Genomic DNA, 15527 nt, shown 5'->3' on the forward strand with positions numbered 1-15527 from the left:
TAGAGTCCTGATTACAATAAATTAATTAACATATGGATAGTAAACAATATCAATTTTTTTACCCAGGATATCTCCATTAAACTTTTCTTTTAAGTAATTGTAATCATCTTCTGCCTGAAATTTAATGGCATTATAATAATTTCCATTTTGATAAAGCGATAGCTTTAGGGTACTCTTATCTTTGCCAATCATCGATAAGGCAGCTATATCTACTCCCTTATTTGCAAAAACAGGTCTAGAATTATCCTTTCCAAATGGTTTAAACTTATCTAAACTTTCTGCAAATTCTAGAGAAAGTTTTGATATAGGAATTTGTGTGTCAATATTTATTGAATCTTCTTTATCAGACTTAGATAATTTTGAATTTTCATTTAAAAATCTTCTAAAATCATCTATCCTATCTATATTCATTGAAAGACCACAAGCCATAGGGTGACCTCCATAAGATTCAAGTTTATCGGAATAAGGAGAAATTTTCTCAAACATATTGTAAGCTGATATCGATCTGCCTGATCCTTTTACAATGCCTTCTTCCTTTGCTTTTGTAAGAATAATTGTTGGTCTATAGTATTTTTCCTTTATCCTACCTGCTACAATTCCACAAATAGACTCATTTATATCTGATGCATAAACAATTATGACATCATCCTTATCGTAGGAATTCTCATTAATAATTTCAATCGCTTTATTGTAAGCAGTTTCGGTCAAAGATTTTCTTTCATTATTTAGTTTAACTAAATCACCTGCCATTTCATAAATCTTATCTATATCTTCTTCAATAAGCAAGTCAATAGCAAGTTTTGCACTTTTAAGTCGACCTGTAGAATTCATAAGAGGTCCTAGGATAAATCCTAGTGTATATTCGTCAACTTCCCTATCCCATCCAGTTTCATCTAGAAGGGCTCTTATACCGAGTTTTTCTGTCTCGTTTAATCTCTTTAGACCTTCTATTACAAAAATCCTATTCTCATCTGTTAGAGATACAATATCACAAACAGTTCCCATGGCTACATACTCCAAAAGAGAATATAGGTAATATTTATCTCCATCTAGCCTTTCATAAAGACCTTGAATTAATTTAAAACTAACGCCTGCCCCACATAAATCATCGAAGGGATAAGTAGAGTCAAGTCTTTTAGGATTAATAACAGCATCTGCGTTTGGTAAGATTTGGTCAAGCCATTCATCATTTTCTTCTTTGTGAATTTGATGATGGTCGGTGACAATTACATTTATACCAGCCTGTTTGAGGTTATCTATTTGATCAAATCCTGTGATACCATTATCACAGGTAATAACAAGAGAAACCTTATCTTCTATAGCTTGATCACTCATCTTAGATGAAATCCCGTAACCCTCTTCTACCCTATGTGGTATGTCATAAGAAATATTATCATAATAAAATAAAAGACCATCCATTAAGGTCATTACTGACGCTATACCGTCTTGGTCGTAGTCTCCAAATATCCTTATTTCTCCACCTTTTTTCATGGTTTCAATAATCAAATCAACAGCCTTATCCATATCGTTTAATAAAAATGGATTATGAAGCTTAGATAGATCTGGATTTAAGTACATATCTACCTTTTTTGGATCAATTATATCCCTATTTCCCAAGATCAAGGCATCTAATTTAGAAATATTTCCTAGCTTTAGATTGTTTGTATAATTTTGTTTTTTGTTATAAATAAACCAGTTTGCCATATCTTCCTTTCTGTTAAATTATACTCTTTTATCAAGATTTATAAAGAAAAAGAGGCCTATGCCCCTATTCTAAAATATTTTCTATATATGATTTATCAATCGTTAAGTAGGATGGTTTATCACGTTCACCAGTTATTATTGTAATTTCATTTTTATTAATTTCTGTTACATAGCCTACAATTCCAGATTTTGTAATTATCTTTGATGATACTTTTAGGTTATCATTTATAAAATTTTCCCTATTTTTATCTTTCCTGTAGCCTAAAATATTTGTATAATAAAATCCTACAGCTAAAATAATTAAAATTATATATTCAAGTCTCATTAATAACCGTATTTTTCGTAAAATTCCTTTTTATAATCTAGAAATGAATCGTTCATTATTGCTTCTCTAATATTTTCGCACATCTTTAATAAGAAATATAGGTTATGATAAGATAGTAGTCTTGCTCCTAAGATTTCCTTGGCATTTACCAAATGTCTTAAATAAGCTCTAGAGTAATTAGAACAAGTATAACAATCACATTCTGGATCTAATTTAGAAAAATCTTCTTTGTAAGTAGCGTTTTTTATTACTACCCTTCCTTCTGAGGTAAGAGCTGTTCCATTTCTTGCAATCCTAGTTGGAAGTACACAATCTGCCATATCTATACCAGCTTCGAATGATTCGAAGAGGTAATCAGGTGTGCCTACTCCCATATTATACCTTGGCTTATCTTCTGGAAGCAGTGGGGTTGTAAAATTAAGGATGTCAATCATTTCTTCTTTTGTTTCACCAACGGAAAGCCCACCAATAGAATAGCCGTCAAAATTCATGGCAACAGTCTCCTTGGCTGACCTTTCTCTTAAATCTTTAAACATTCCACCTTGAACAATACCAAAAAGTGATTGATCGGGATGAGAGTGTGTTTTGTGGTAATCAAGGCCTCTCTTTGCCCACCTTAAAGTTCTTTCCATAGAATTTTTTACATAATCATAGCTAGCGTTGGCATCAACACACTCATCAAAGCTCATCATTATATCAGAATGGATGTCATTTTGTATTTCGATTGATTTTTCTGGTGTGAAAAAGTGTTTCGACCCATCAATATGAGACCTAAACATAACTCCATCTTCACTTATTTTTCTATTATCAGCAAGAGAAAAAACTTGGAATCCACCTGAATCCGTAAGGATAGGCCCATCCCAATTCATAAATTTATGTAAGCCTCCAGCCTTCCTCATAATATCCATGCCTGGTTTTAGGTATAGATGATAGGTATTTCCTAATATAATCTTAGCGCCCATTTCCTTTAGGTCATCAACTGTCATTGTTTTTACAGTCCCAACAGTACCTACTGGCATAAAAATTGGAGTAGGTATATCACCACTAGCGGTATGAATAACTCCTACCCTTGCATTTGTGTATTTGTCTTTCTTTATTAATTCATATTTTAAAGGCATTTATCCTCCTATTTTATAAACATACAGTCTCCAAAAGAGAAAAATCTATATTTTTTTCTTACTGCATCATTGTATGCATTTAGAATTATATCCTTACTTGTAAAGGCTGCTATTAACATAATTAGCGTAGATTTTGGAAGGTGAAAATTAGTTATTATTGCATCTACTACCTTAAATTCAAATCCTGGATAGATAAAAATATCTGTCCAACCAGAATCGGCGCAAATCTTGTTATTTTTCTTATATACAGATTCTAAAGTTCTGATTGAAGTAGTTCCTACTGCAATTATCCTCCTACCATCATCCTTAGCGGCATTTAAAACTTCTGCTGTCTCTTCGCTTAGGGTATAGAATTCTGAATGCATCTTATGATCTGTTATTTCATCTTCGTTTACTGGCCTAAAGGTACCAAGTCCAACATTTAAGGTTAAATATGCAAGTTTAACTCCCTTGGCCTCAATTTTTTCTAGTAAGTCTTTGGTAAAATGAAGCCCTGCAGTTGGAGCTGCCACTGAACCAGGATTTTTAGAATAAACTGTCTGATAATCTTCATTGTCCTTTAGTTTTTCTTTTATATAAGGTGGAAGTGGCATATTCCCAAGTCTATCAAGGATTTCACCAAAAATCCCTTCAAAATAAAATTTTACAATCCTATTGCCATCTTCTTTAATGTCAATTACCTTACAAGAAAGTTCTTCAGAAAAAATTACTTCGGTTCCAATTTTCATCTTTTTACCTGGTCTAACTAGGACTTCCCATCGTGAACCCTCAGTATTATTTAATAAAAATACCTCAATTTTTTCTTCCTTATCTGGTCTATGGCCAAAAAGCCTTGCAGGTATAACCCTTGTGTCATTCATAACAAGGACATCGCCAGCTTGAAGATAGTCTATAATATTATAAAAATACTTATCTTCTCTCTCTCCTGTTTTTTTATCTAAAACCATCATCCTAGCTTCATCTCTTTTGCTTGTAGGATGTTGGGCAATTAATTCTTCTGGTAAATAATAATCAAATTCGCTTGTTCTCATCTATTCCTCAAATTTTAAACCGTAGTGTTCATAAGCTTTTCTAGTCAAAACCCTACCTCTAGGTGTTCTTGATATAAAACCAATTTGAAGTAGGTAAGGCTCATAAACATCTTCTATAGTAACATTTTCTATACCTGTAGAGGCCGCTATTGTATCAACTCCTACAGGACCACCTCCAAAGTTTTCATACATTGTAAGTATGATTTTTTTATCCATAGTATCAAGACCCATCGGGTCAATTTCTAGCAATTCAAGACCTTTTTTACTTGTTTCGTAGTCAATCTTATCATCAGCCTTAACTATGGCATAGTCTCTAACCCTTTTTAATAACCTATTTGCAATCCTAGGTGTTCCCCTAGACCTTTTTGCAATTTCTACAGCACCATTGTCATCAATTGGTATATCAAGAATACTTGCAGATCTCTTTACAATTGTTGTTAGGTCTTTGTTATCATATAAATTTAAAGATAAAAGCACTCCAAACCTATCTCTTAATGGTGCTGAGAGCATACCAGCTCTGGTTGTTGCCCCTATAAGTGTGAATCTCTCCAAATCTATTCTTATAGACTGAGCATTTGGACCTTTTCCTACAATTATATCAAGGACAAAGTCTTCCATGGCTGAATATAAAATCTCTTCCACTGACCTATTTATCCTATGAATCTCATCTATAAATAAAACATCACCTTCAGCAAGGTTTGTAAGTATTGATGCTAAGTCAGACGGCCTTTCTATGGCAGGCCCACTTGTGACACGCAAATTAACCCCAAGTTCATTGGCAATTATAGTTGAAAGTGTTGTCTTTCCTAATCCTGGAGGACCTTGGAGTAGAACGTGATCAAGAGGTTCTTTTCTAGAAAGTGATGACTTGATAAATATATCTAATTTTTCTTTCGCCTTATCTTGTCCAATATAATCTTTTAACCATCTTGGTCTTATGGAATTTTCTTGTTTCAGATCTTCGATTTGCTCATTAGACCCTACTATTCTTGTGTTTTCGTCAAACATTTATCCACCTAAATAAGTCTTTTTAAACTTTCTTTAATCAATGCTTCAAGGCTTAGGTCCGCATCCCTTAATTCATTTAAAACTCTTACTATATCATTTTCCATATAGCCTAGGTTTTTAAGGGCTTCTCTTGCCACCCCAAGATTGTCATTATCGACAGGGCTTGGCTTGTCAATATTTTCAATTTCTGGTAGCGCCATTTTCTTAACCTTGTCTACTAATTCGAGTATTATCCTGGAAGCTGTTTTCTTTCCAATTCCTTTAGCATTTGTTAGTTTATCTATATCATTATTTACAATAGCTAGTTTTATCTCGTCTGCACTTATTGATGAAAGCATACCAAGAGCAATCTTTGGTCCAATACTTGATACGGATATTAGTAGCAAAAACATTTCAAGTTCTTCTTTGGAGTAAAACCCATAAAGTGAAATATCATCTTCCCTAACCTGCATTGATGTATATATTTTATATTCGTTATTTATTTGTATTTCTGCAAGGCTTGTTAGTGTTGAATTGATAAAATACCCTATATTATTATTTTCAATTATAAAACCATCTTCATTTATCGCCTTAACGTCACCTTTTATGTATGAAATCATTAAATCATCCTATATTGTTCTTTAAATCTTTGGCTAAGCACATGACAAAGGGCAACAGACAAAGCGTCTGCAGCATCATCTGGCTTAGGAATCTTTTTTAAATTGAGAAGAGTCGTAATTGTAAGTTGCATTTGCTGCTTACTTGCCCTTCCATAACCAGTAATAGCTTGCTTAATTTGTAATGGAGTGTACTCAAATATATCTAGGCCATTATCTTGGGCACACAAAACTTGAACCCCCCTAGCATGACCAACCGTTATAGCTGTCTTCACGTTTTGATTGAAGAATAACTCTTCAATGGCAAATTCATCTGGCTGGTATTCCTTAATAATTTTATCTAAATTATCATATAGAATCTTTAACCTTTCTGGAGTCCTTGTCTTAGATGATGTTGTAACTACTCCATTTTCTAATACTTTAACCTTATTTGATTTAAATTCAACCACACCATAGCCCATAATGGCTATGCCAGGATCTATCCCTAAAACTATCATAAACAAAATAAAAAGGGCTTAGCTAGCCCCTATTGATACCTTTCAAATACTTCTTTTATCAAACCCCTGTAATAATACTCAGCATATGTATCAACTATGGACCTATAGAGATAGTTGATTGTTTTATCGTATATTTTTTGAGTTTGTTTAATTGTAATATCTTCTGTAAAAATACTTTCCGTATTGAACGTTAACTGCTTGTGAGTTAGCATATCTATGGCAAATATTTTTTTCTTTATACAAAGATTTGCAAAATTATATAAGTCACGCCTCAATGACGCTACAAGCTCTCTATTAGAATAAATAGAATCTTTCATGGAATTTCCAATTTTCACAATATCTCTATCTTCTCTATTGTAATAAATATTAGCTTCATTTAGTAGAAAATCCACGCCAAAAGCTTCAATTAATAAAAATTCCAATTTATCAATAGATTTTTTTGATCTGAAAGCTCTATACTGTGCCTTGATAGAAATTAAATATTCGTACCTATCAATGTCAGCACCAATATTTCTACTCAAGCTGTTGATTATTTCATCAATATCAACCAGGTTCCAGAAATATTTTTTTAAATTCTTAAAACAATAGTCCTTAGCATAGTAAGAATGCTTTGAGAAATTGATAAAATTCCTATCGTATAATAAAGACATAAGTGTGTTTAAAGAGTATATATCTTCATCTACTAAATAATTATATTCAAGTTTTTCGATTACTGGAATAGACTTCCTTAATTCTGCCTTCATTATTCTACCTCGACTACTATTTTAACATAAAAACGAAGTCATTTATTTAGATTTATTTTCCAAAAAAATAAAAAAAACTAAATAAGGGGTAAAAATATTCATTAATAATTTATTAATGAATATCTTTCTAGTTATATAGCTTTTAAAAAAAATGAAAATTAAAAAAAATTCATTTAAAATTTTTTAAAATTTTAAAAATTTAACAGATAAATCGTTGAGAGCAAAATTATAATTTACATCTTTCCTCTCAATATTAATAACTGATTTTTTTCTTAACTCTTCATCTTCGTATAATTTCTCTATCAATTCAAAAGATGGATTTACTGCGTGTGGGTATCCGACCAGCTGAAACATTGTAATATCACCATTTGTATCACCATAAGCAAAAGATTTACTGAGGTCAATATTATATTTCTCTTTAAGTTTACCTACTGCTTCAAGTTTACTTTTTCCATCCCACATAGGTAATACTTTACCAGTAAATTTATTATTTTCATCAAAAATATAAGATGTTGATATAGAATCAGTCGCCTCATATAATTTTGAAAATCCCTCTACCAAAAAGTCAGGAGAACCAGAAATAAAGAAGATTAAATACCCCTCTTTTATGTGTTTTTTAACAGCATTTCTTGTTATATTATAAACCTTATCTTTATTTTCTGTAAGCACTATCTGAGCATATTTATCAACAATTTTCTTATCAAGTCCAACCATAGCTTTTTGATATGCAAGGGCTGATTTATTTAAATAGTCTTCGTATGCACCAAATCTATTTTCATACTTACTATACAGAGGACCAATCTCATCTGTCCATATTTTTTTATCAAGAATCCCATCTTCTACTAATTTTAAAAAATGTTCAATTAGTAAAGAATTTCTAAAGAGGGTTCCATCTATATCAAAAAAAGCCGCCTTAGTCATTTATGTTTTCCTTTGCTCTTTTTCTCTTGGCTCTGAATTTTTTTTGTGAACCAAAATATTTATTTACATTATTTTTGCTTTTAGAATCTATTCCCATGTCATTTTTAACTGATGTGATTAAGTCGATAGTAAATCCTACACAAATACCCACCAAAGAAGAAGAACCTAAAAACACAGCTATCCAAGCAGTATTAAGGCCCATTGGACTATTAAATATGGTTATTGAGTAAATTCCAACTATTAAAGCTACAATACCAATGATAAATGAAGGTATAAACTTTAGTATTTTTTTACTATTAATAAAGTAAATAATAATTGTAATGATAGCATTCATCATAGCCAATACAGGTAATATTGCTAATCTTGATGAATACTCGCTTATTAAATTTATCAATCCGCTCATTTTATCTCCTCAGTCTAATAAGACTTTTTCAATTTTAATCCCTTTTTCAGTAGTCATAATCATAGCCGATGCCTTGCCATCTCTAGGTAAGGAAGGCGATCCAGGATTTAAAATTAATATATCTGTTCTTTTTATTTCAACATACCTGTGAATATGACCAAAAATGACTATATCACAAGATGATTGTTTAGCTTTTTCAATTAGTCCTGACATAGAAAAATCTACATTTTCCTTGTGACCATGGGTTAATAATATTTTGTGTCCGTCTAAATCTATAATCTTATTATAAGTTTCATTAGAGAAAAAATCATTATTTCCCTTTATAACATAATAATTTAGGCCAGTTTCAAAAAAAATATTTTTGCAATCCTCAACCCCATCACCAGCATGCAGCATCAAGTCAAAGTCACCCTCTGCTAATATTAAGTCTGAAATTCTCCCATAGTAGCCATGGGTATCGCTAGTTATTAAAATTTTCATATTTTTCTTCCAGGAACTTTTTAAATTCCTTCATAGCTAGACCTCTATGGCTAATCTGATTTTTAAATGCTATGTCCATTTGTGCCAAAGTCTTACTATATTTTTCTACATAAAAAATCTTGTCATAACCAAATCCACCATCACCAAGTTCGCTCTCAGAAATGCTTCCATCTAGTCTTCCTTCAAAATAGTAATCTTTGCCATTTTCATCAATAAAACAAATTACTGTCAAAAAGTAGGCATCTCTATTATTCTTAGCAGATAATTCCTCTAAAAGCTTATCCCTATTGTCCTTATCTGTAGCATCTTCACCTGCATACCTATGAGCGTATATGCCCGGTCTGTTATCAAGCGCCTTTACAAATAGCCCTGTATCATCAGAAAATACCTTCTTTTTTGTTAATTTGTATAATTCATTAGCTTTCTTATAGGCATTTTCTCTCAAAGTGAGCCCATCTTCTACTACATCAAAACCTACAACGCCGACATCTTTTGGCATTAGGATTTGTTCATTGTCCAAAAGCAATTTTACTTGCTCTAACTTATTTATATTATTACTTGCAAAAACTAGCTGCATTTTATCTCCTAATAAAATGATATCAAATATCAATACCTTTAGTTAAAATTTATTTTTCTATAATATAATTATACTTATCAAAGGCTTTTTCAACATCTGTTGCGTTAGATCCTAAATATTGGTCTATACTTACAATAGTGGCTGGTACCCTTGTGGCAATAGCGTACACAGGAGCCTTTTCAATTATTCCATCTTTTATCCTATGAATTAAAATTTCATCGGGGGTTTGTATTAAAACATATCTCTTATTTGCTAGAACAAGATAATCTTTAAATTGAGTATTAATATTATATACTTGGTCCCTATTTATCTTAGAATTGGTTGGATTAAGAATGGAATCGCCAATCGCTATGTCTACGTTAAAAAAATTTTGTACAAACTCATCCCCATCACCTTTAGATATAGAAGATTGAAAAGCCCAAAGACCTTGGCCTCTTACTATACCAAAATTAGTGTTGTCAAAGTTTATATCTTTTGAATCAGCTTTTGAAAAGTTTTTATTTACTTCATCTTTTACTTTTTCTCGAAAAATCACATCACTTTGATCTTCGCCAGTAAATTCTTGAAGGGTCATAAATTTCTTTTCAGCAATATTGTTTGTTTCCATCAATGCATATTTTCTAATAGGATTAGAGTTGTCATCATCGGTGTAATCTATTGAGATAAAATCTTTTGATATGAAATTCAATCTCATATTTAGATGTATATTCTTTAAAGTATAATTTTTTAAAATTATATCATCATTTGCTTTTTCTTTTATTTTTATAGGGTATGCTCTAATCTCGTCATAAAGATCAGTAAAATTATTAATATCTAATGATACTCGCCAATACTCATCTTGATTTTTAAGGAAAATATCTTCTGCTTTTTGGTATTTTATTGTATTATCAGGCTCAATTCTAATTAAATAAGTGTAGTACTTATAAAGTGCATTATCACTTTCGGGATCAACCCTCTCTCGTACTCCTAGAAGAAGAGATAAATCCTCAGCTATATCTTCTCCCTCATCAGTGGTTGTTCTTTCTTTAGAAGCAAGTTTAGCATAAGAATCCTGCACTTTAGAGTCAACCTTATCAGATATCTTTTTAAGACTAAGTACATTATCATCTTTAATCATAAATAAATATTTATCGCCAGTAATTATTAAATCTCTAGAGAATAATTGTCCTTGAGAGGCATTAATAACAACAACATTTCTATCCTTAAAATCTGCTGATGGTTCTATACCCCTATTTTTTAAATACTCAGATAATTTTACATATTTAGAACTGAAAGTTGGTGGAAAAGCATAAGATTCATTAATAGCTACCAAATTTTTATTTACATAAAGTTTATCGCCTAATTTTATATTATTAGAATTCTCTCCTAATTTATTACCTTTTATCTCTGCGACTTCCCATGTTCCCTCAATAATGGGATTATCTTGTTTTGGGGTTTGAATTAATTCGCTGAGATCATCTTTGGAAGCATTAATACAAGAATTAAGCAATATTGCCATTATTGAAATTAAAATTAATTTACAAAGTCTTTTCATCTTCTAACCTCGGTAAAACAACACTTACAACAGTACCCATACCATATTTCGATTTGATTATAAGTTTTCCATCATGAGCCTTCACAATTTCTTCACATATTGAAAGACCCAATCCTGTTTGAGACTTAGATGATGAACCCTTGTAAAATTTACTAGCCACAAAGGCTATCTCATCTTCTTTTATCCCTTCTCCATCATCTTTGACACTTATTTCAATATCATTATCGTTTAAATCTATTACTATATCAATATTTCCGCCCAGGTCTGTAAACTTAATAGCATTATCGATAATATTTATAAACACTTCTTTCATCCTATTTGTATCCGCATTTATAAATAATGACTTGTAGTAGGTTGTGAAAGTAAACTTAATACCATCCGACTGACATCTTGGTAATAGTTGAGTGTGAACTTGTTTTACCAAATCCACTATGTCAATTTTTTCCTTCTCGTATTTGAAGGTACTTGATGATAGCCTTGAAAAATCAAGCAAGTCTTCGACCATCATGGAAAGTCTATCACCCTCGGATTCTATAATTTTTAGTCCCTGACTTACCATATCCGGATCTTTTTGGATTGTTTCAGATTGGAGTGTTATTGCCCAACCTTTGATCGAAGTTAGAGGAGTCCTAAGTTCATGGGAAACAGAAGATATAAATTCATTTTTCATATCTTCTCTCTTAACAACATTTTCGCTCAAAAGGTTAATGGTCGAAGCTAATTCAGCGATTTCATCACCCCTTGAATCATCAGCTTTAACCGAATAATCTCCTTGAGCTAAGATTTCTGAAACACCAATTAATTTTTTAATTGATTTTATGAAGCTTTTTGCCGCTATAAAGGAAACTAATAAGGCTAAAATACTTATAATAATTCCAAATAAAAGATATATAAATACATCTTTATTAATTTGTTTATTTACCCTATCCATTGAGCTAGTAAGTCTTAAAATACCAACTTGCTGATCAGATGCCTTTAAAGGATAAGATATTGATAAAATTTGTTCCTTAGAATCTACATTAGTGTCTTTACTGATACCTGTTGCCCCTTCTTTAGCATCAATTACATCCTTACTATCAAGAATTGACCCTATTTGCGAGGAGGCTATAGAATCAAATAATACCACCCCCGAGTTATCAAGAATTTGAACCTGGCTATCATTTTGCCTGTAAAATAAATTCTTATCACCAATTATGACTTCTTGGAGATCGTACCTAGACATATAGGAAGCATACTGGAGCTGGCTAATTCTCGCCTGGTTTTTCATCGATGAAATCAAAGAAGATTCATAATAGTTTTTTATTGAATTATAGGCAAAGACCTCAAAGAAAATTACAATTGTTAGTACAAAAAGCATAATTATCTTAATAACAGTATACTTAATACTTTTTGACTCAATTAATTTTTTAGTTGTTTCAGTAGTTTTTCTTAAATTTTTACCTATTTCCATCTATAACCGGTTCCCCAAACAGTTTCAATATATTCTGGTTTTGCTGGATTTTCTTCAATTTTAGCTCTTATTCTCCTAATATTTACATCTACTATCTTTGTATCGTTACTATAATTATCTCCCCAAGTTTCTTTCATTATTTCATCTCTTGTCATAGCTTTACCTTTATTTTTGATAAAATATTCAAGTATTGTAAATTCAGTAGGAGTAACATCTATTTCAACGTCATCTTTGAAAAAAGTCTTGGAATATATGTCTAAGGTAAAAGGACCATCTGTTAAACTCTTCACTTCCTCAGCACTAGAATTACTAGGATTTAAATTTACCCTTCTCATTAGGGACTTGACCCTTAAAATTAATTCTTGTGGATTAAAAGGCTTTATAATGTAATCATCAGCACCTTTCTCAAGGCCAAGAATCTTGTCTATATCTTGACTTTTAGCTGAAACCATAATTATTCCTGTCATTGGGGATTTATCTCTGATTTTCTCACAAACCTCATAGCCACTGATTCCTGGAAGCATAATGTCAAGAATAGCTACGGCAGGTTTTTCTTCATCAAAAATTCTTAAAGCTTCTTCGCCGCTTGCGGCTTCTACTGTCTGATAACCTTGGTAATCAAGGTTTATTTTCATAAATTGTCTTATTGGATCTTCATCGTCTAAAATCAGAATTTTATTGTTCATTATCCATCCTTTCAAAGGCAATTTTAGCAGCACCGATTACCCCAGCATCATTTAAAAACTCAGCTGGTCTAATTTCTATATTGTATGGTTTGTTGCAATAATTCTTGAATTTTTCTATTGTTCCATCCCACCATATATCCTTAGAATTTATTACTCCACCACCTATTACAATGACTTCTGGGTCAAAGATATTTCTAAGTGAAGTTAGAAAATAAGCTAGATTTGATTGATAATTTTCAAGCACTTCCTTAGCTTTTTCATCTTTATCTACTAGTCCAAATATTTCTTTGCCTGTTAGCCTCTTGCCTGTTAGCCTAAAATAATCTTCTGTAATAGCTGGACCTGCACAATAAGCTTCTGCACATCCATATTGACCACAAGTGCAATAATTGCCACCTGGATGAAGCATCAAATGACCAAGTTCTGCTCCTTGAAAGTGTGCACCTGATAAAAGCCCACCATTTTTGGTAATAACAGCACCACCAAGTCCAGTACCTAGGGTGATCATGACTACATTTTCAGAATCCTTACAAGCACCTATCCATTTTTCTGCAACAAGCGCAATGTTTGCGTCATTTTCTACAAAAACTGGAATATTTATATATTCTTCTATTGCTTCTTTAAGGTTAAGCCCTGTCCACCCATTAATATTGCCAGCAAATGTGACCACTCCATTTTTAGAATCTATAAAACCTGGTGTACCTATACCAATAGCACTTGCTTCTTTATAAGAAAGGGTGTAGATTGATTTTTTTATATTATCAAGAACAACATCTCTTCCTTTGTTTGCCTCGGTATCCATCATATGTCTTTCGATTATATTTCCTTCTTCATCTACTAAACAAGTATTTATCTTTGTTCCGCCGATATCAATTCCTATTACCTTTGCCATAATTGTCCTCACCTTGCCATAATTTTTTCTTTTAGTTTTATCATGCCATCATATTTCTTAGATACAAATTCTTTTCCACATAAGTACTCCAGGCCTTTTATTTCTGGAAATACAATTTTATATGATAAAAGAATTTGGTTGTTAATTCCATATTTTTCTTTAATTACAGAATTTACATTTTTAATACCGTATTTTCTATCTCCAAGTATTGGAGTTCCATTTTCTTTGAGTGAATATCTAATTTGGTGTGTTCTACCAGTAATAAGCTTACACTCAAGAAAAGAGTACTTGCTATTAGAGTCTAAAACCTTAAAATAAGTAAGAATATTTTTTCCATAATCACTCCTACTCACCTTGTTTTTATTTTCGTTTTTGCTTATTATACTGTCTATTTTAAAATCTTTTTTAACCTCACCTGAAACTATGGTTAAATAATATTTATCAATTCTATTTTCTCTAATCGCCTTGTTTAATATCCTAAGCGATTCCCCGTTTTTAGCTCCTATTACTAAACCAGCAGTATTTCTATCGAGTCTATTCACTACAGCCGGCTTAAAAGTCTTATCAGACATATCAAAGGATTTTGTTTTATATAGATAAGACAACATATTATCAACCAAGTTATTACCATAGTCATCTTTACTTGCCGCATGGGTTAACTCACCATAGTCTTTATCCATAATAATAATATTCTCATCTTCATAGACTATTTCTAGGTTAAAATCTATAGGTTTAAAATCAGTTTTTGTTAGCCAATTATAATAATTTTCGTCAGTAATATACATCTTGACTATATCACCTTCATAAACGAAGTCAGTGTTTTTTGCTCTTTTATTGTTGATTTTAAAATTCTTTTTTCTAATATTTTTTGAAATTACCGACAAGGGTGCATTTTCAAAATATTTTCTTAAAAACCTATCAAATCTTTGGTTCCCTTGGTTTTTGCTTATTACTATTTCAATCATATTAATAACTTTTATTCACATAAGAATCTATAAGTGATTCTCTAACTTCTTCGCAAAAAACATTTCTTGCTTTTAGTTTATCTAAAATTTTTTTATTTTTTGAATGGAGAATTAGACTATCACAAGATTTTATATAGATTTCAAAAATTTGACCTGTAAGCCTTTTTGACCTTAAATTTATAAAATAAGAAACTATATTTTCATTTTCAACAAAATCTATTATCGATTCTGTAGCTAAATCTTTTAGATAATAATAGTTTTCCCTATCATTGATAAACCTTGTATAGAGTTTCTTCTTTTTTGGTGAATTTTGTAATTCAAACGCTCTTGTGTTAGCAAATTTAGCCATAATATTGTAATATTGATAATTATAAATAGCTTCTTGTAGATTCATAATTGTAGAAAAAGGTTTGAGACCCAAATTAACTAAAAACCTATAATTTCTATCTAAAAACTCATTCTTTTCTATCTTAGATTCTGACAACAGAATAATTGATTCTATTCTCCATTCTTCAAACAATTCTAGTTTTTTCTTTTCAATAATCATAATAAAAAACCGTCTCAAAGAGACGGTTTAAATTAATCCTCTAATTTAAG

18 protein-coding genes are annotated in these 15527 nt (G+C 31.3%); all 18 read right to left on the reverse strand.

Annotation, left to right across the window (positions count from 1 at the left end; all coding sequences use genetic code 11):
- Positions 1-21 precede the first annotated feature (21 nt).
- Positions 22-1704 (reverse strand): single-stranded-DNA-specific exonuclease RecJ, encoded by a 1683-nt coding sequence (gene recJ, locus RQ893_RS01875; protein WP_311481353.1) that lies wholly within the window; start codon positions 1702-1704, stop codon positions 22-24.
- 64 nt (positions 1705-1768) lie between these two features.
- Positions 1769-2029: a preprotein translocase subunit YajC gene (locus tag RQ893_RS01880; RefSeq protein ID WP_311481354.1), complete on the reverse strand. Its 261-nt coding sequence runs from the start codon at positions 2027-2029 to the stop codon at positions 1769-1771.
- The gene (tgt, locus tag RQ893_RS01885) at positions 2029-3147 is read right to left on the reverse strand and encodes a tRNA guanosine(34) transglycosylase Tgt (protein WP_311481355.1); all 1119 of its coding nucleotides are present in this window, start codon (positions 3145-3147) and stop codon (positions 2029-2031) included. The genes RQ893_RS01880 and tgt overlap by 1 nt, the downstream gene beginning before the upstream one ends.
- 8 nt (positions 3148-3155) lie before the next feature.
- Positions 3156-4178 carry a tRNA preQ1(34) S-adenosylmethionine ribosyltransferase-isomerase QueA gene (gene queA / locus RQ893_RS01890; RefSeq protein WP_311481356.1) on the reverse strand — a complete coding sequence of 341 codons (1023 nt, stop codon included), beginning with the start codon at positions 4176-4178 and terminating at the stop codon, positions 3156-3158.
- Positions 4179-5186, reverse strand: a complete 1008-nt coding sequence (gene ruvB, locus RQ893_RS01895) for a Holliday junction branch migration DNA helicase RuvB (protein ID WP_311481357.1) — start codon at positions 5184-5186, stop codon at positions 4179-4181.
- 8 nt (positions 5187-5194) lie between these two features.
- Entirely contained in the window at positions 5195-5785 is a 591-nt protein-coding gene (gene ruvA, locus RQ893_RS01900; RefSeq protein ID WP_311481358.1) for a Holliday junction branch migration protein RuvA, read from the reverse strand.
- Positions 5785-6279: a crossover junction endodeoxyribonuclease RuvC gene (ruvC, locus tag RQ893_RS01905; RefSeq protein WP_311481359.1), complete on the reverse strand. Its 495-nt coding sequence runs from the start codon at positions 6277-6279 to the stop codon at positions 5785-5787. Before ruvC ends, ruvA begins: the two co-directional genes overlap by 1 nt.
- 29 nt (positions 6280-6308) lie before the next feature.
- Complete coding sequence (locus tag RQ893_RS01910; protein ID WP_311481360.1) at positions 6309-7022, reverse strand: hypothetical protein; 714 nt, start codon at positions 7020-7022, stop codon at positions 6309-6311.
- Between the two features lie 183 nt (positions 7023-7205).
- Complete coding sequence (locus RQ893_RS01915) at positions 7206-7943, reverse strand: HAD-IB family hydrolase (RefSeq protein WP_311481361.1); 738 nt, start codon at positions 7941-7943, stop codon at positions 7206-7208.
- Positions 7936-8346 carry a hypothetical protein gene (locus tag RQ893_RS01920; RefSeq protein WP_311481362.1) on the reverse strand — a complete coding sequence of 137 codons (411 nt, stop codon included), beginning with the start codon at positions 8344-8346 and terminating at the stop codon, positions 7936-7938. The genes RQ893_RS01915 and RQ893_RS01920 overlap by 8 nt, the downstream gene beginning before the upstream one ends.
- A 9-nt stretch (positions 8347-8355) precedes the next feature.
- Entirely contained in the window at positions 8356-8826 is a 471-nt protein-coding gene (locus RQ893_RS01925) for a metallophosphoesterase (protein ID WP_311481363.1), read from the reverse strand.
- Positions 8807-9403: an RdgB/HAM1 family non-canonical purine NTP pyrophosphatase gene (gene rdgB, locus RQ893_RS01930; RefSeq protein WP_311481364.1), complete on the reverse strand. Its 597-nt coding sequence runs from the start codon at positions 9401-9403 to the stop codon at positions 8807-8809. The genes RQ893_RS01925 and rdgB overlap by 20 nt, the downstream gene beginning before the upstream one ends.
- 49 nt (positions 9404-9452) lie before the next feature.
- Complete coding sequence (locus RQ893_RS01935; protein WP_311481365.1) at positions 9453-10937, reverse strand: hypothetical protein; 1485 nt, start codon at positions 10935-10937, stop codon at positions 9453-9455.
- Complete coding sequence (locus tag RQ893_RS01940) at positions 10921-12387, reverse strand: HAMP domain-containing sensor histidine kinase (RefSeq protein WP_311481366.1); 1467 nt, start codon at positions 12385-12387, stop codon at positions 10921-10923. Before RQ893_RS01940 ends, RQ893_RS01935 begins: the two co-directional genes overlap by 17 nt.
- Positions 12378-13073 (reverse strand): response regulator transcription factor, encoded by a 696-nt coding sequence (locus RQ893_RS01945; protein WP_311481367.1) that lies wholly within the window; start codon positions 13071-13073, stop codon positions 12378-12380. Before RQ893_RS01945 ends, RQ893_RS01940 begins: the two co-directional genes overlap by 10 nt.
- Positions 13063-13965 carry an ROK family protein gene (locus RQ893_RS01950; protein WP_311481368.1) on the reverse strand — a complete coding sequence of 301 codons (903 nt, stop codon included), beginning with the start codon at positions 13963-13965 and terminating at the stop codon, positions 13063-13065. The genes RQ893_RS01945 and RQ893_RS01950 overlap by 11 nt, the downstream gene beginning before the upstream one ends.
- Positions 13966-13973: 8 nt before the next feature.
- Positions 13974-14930 (reverse strand): RluA family pseudouridine synthase, encoded by a 957-nt coding sequence (locus tag RQ893_RS01955; protein WP_311481369.1) that lies wholly within the window; start codon positions 14928-14930, stop codon positions 13974-13976.
- Position 14931: 1 nt separating this feature from the next.
- Positions 14932-15477, reverse strand: a complete 546-nt coding sequence (locus tag RQ893_RS01960) for a DUF6648 family protein (RefSeq protein WP_311481370.1) — start codon at positions 15475-15477, stop codon at positions 14932-14934.
- Between the last annotated feature and the right edge of the window lie 50 nt (positions 15478-15527).

It is taken from the genome of uncultured Anaerococcus sp., from assembly GCF_963510915.1.
GTDB lineage: Bacteria > Bacillota > Clostridia > Tissierellales > Peptoniphilaceae > Anaerococcus.

Bases quoted from the DNA above. Each gene is read 5' to 3' on its own strand.
- RQ893_RS01910 (WP_311481360.1), bottom strand. From the start codon at position 7,022: ATGAAGGCAGAATTAAGGAAGTCTATTCCAGTAATCGAAAAACTTGAA.
- RQ893_RS01915 (WP_311481361.1), bottom strand. From the start codon at position 7,943: ATGACTAAGGCGGCTTTTTTTGATATAGATGGAACCCTCTTTAGAAAT.
- recJ (WP_311481353.1), bottom strand. From the start codon at position 1,704: ATGGCAAACTGGTTTATTTATAACAAAAAACAAAATTATACAAACAAT.
- RQ893_RS01925 (WP_311481363.1), bottom strand. From the start codon at position 8,826: ATGAAAATTTTAATAACTAGCGATACCCATGGCTACTATGGGAGAATT.
- RQ893_RS01920 (WP_311481362.1), bottom strand. From the start codon at position 8,346: ATGAGCGGATTGATAAATTTAATAAGCGAGTATTCATCAAGATTAGCA.
- RQ893_RS01880 (WP_311481354.1), bottom strand. From the start codon at position 2,029: ATGAGACTTGAATATATAATTTTAATTATTTTAGCTGTAGGATTTTAT.
- RQ893_RS01940 (WP_311481366.1), bottom strand. From the start codon at position 12,387: ATGGAAATAGGTAAAAATTTAAGAAAAACTACTGAAACAACTAAAAAA.
- ruvA (WP_311481358.1), bottom strand. From the start codon at position 5,785: ATGATTTCATACATAAAAGGTGACGTTAAGGCGATAAATGAAGATGGT.
- ruvB (WP_311481357.1), bottom strand. From the start codon at position 5,186: ATGTTTGACGAAAACACAAGAATAGTAGGGTCTAATGAGCAAATCGAA.
- RQ893_RS01950 (WP_311481368.1), bottom strand. From the start codon at position 13,965: ATGGCAAAGGTAATAGGAATTGATATCGGCGGAACAAAGATAAATACT.
- queA (WP_311481356.1), bottom strand. From the start codon at position 4,178: ATGAGAACAAGCGAATTTGATTATTATTTACCAGAAGAATTAATTGCC.
- tgt (WP_311481355.1), bottom strand. From the start codon at position 3,147: ATGCCTTTAAAATATGAATTAATAAAGAAAGACAAATACACAAATGCA.
- RQ893_RS01960 (WP_311481370.1), bottom strand. From the start codon at position 15,477: ATGATTATTGAAAAGAAAAAACTAGAATTGTTTGAAGAATGGAGAATA.
- RQ893_RS01935 (WP_311481365.1), bottom strand. From the start codon at position 10,937: ATGAAAAGACTTTGTAAATTAATTTTAATTTCAATAATGGCAATATTG.
- RQ893_RS01955 (WP_311481369.1), bottom strand. From the start codon at position 14,930: ATGATTGAAATAGTAATAAGCAAAAACCAAGGGAACCAAAGATTTGAT.
- ruvC (WP_311481359.1), bottom strand. From the start codon at position 6,279: ATGATAGTTTTAGGGATAGATCCTGGCATAGCCATTATGGGCTATGGT.
- rdgB (WP_311481364.1), bottom strand. From the start codon at position 9,403: ATGCAGCTAGTTTTTGCAAGTAATAATATAAATAAGTTAGAGCAAGTA.
- RQ893_RS01945 (WP_311481367.1), bottom strand. From the start codon at position 13,073: ATGAACAATAAAATTCTGATTTTAGACGATGAAGATCCAATAAGACAA.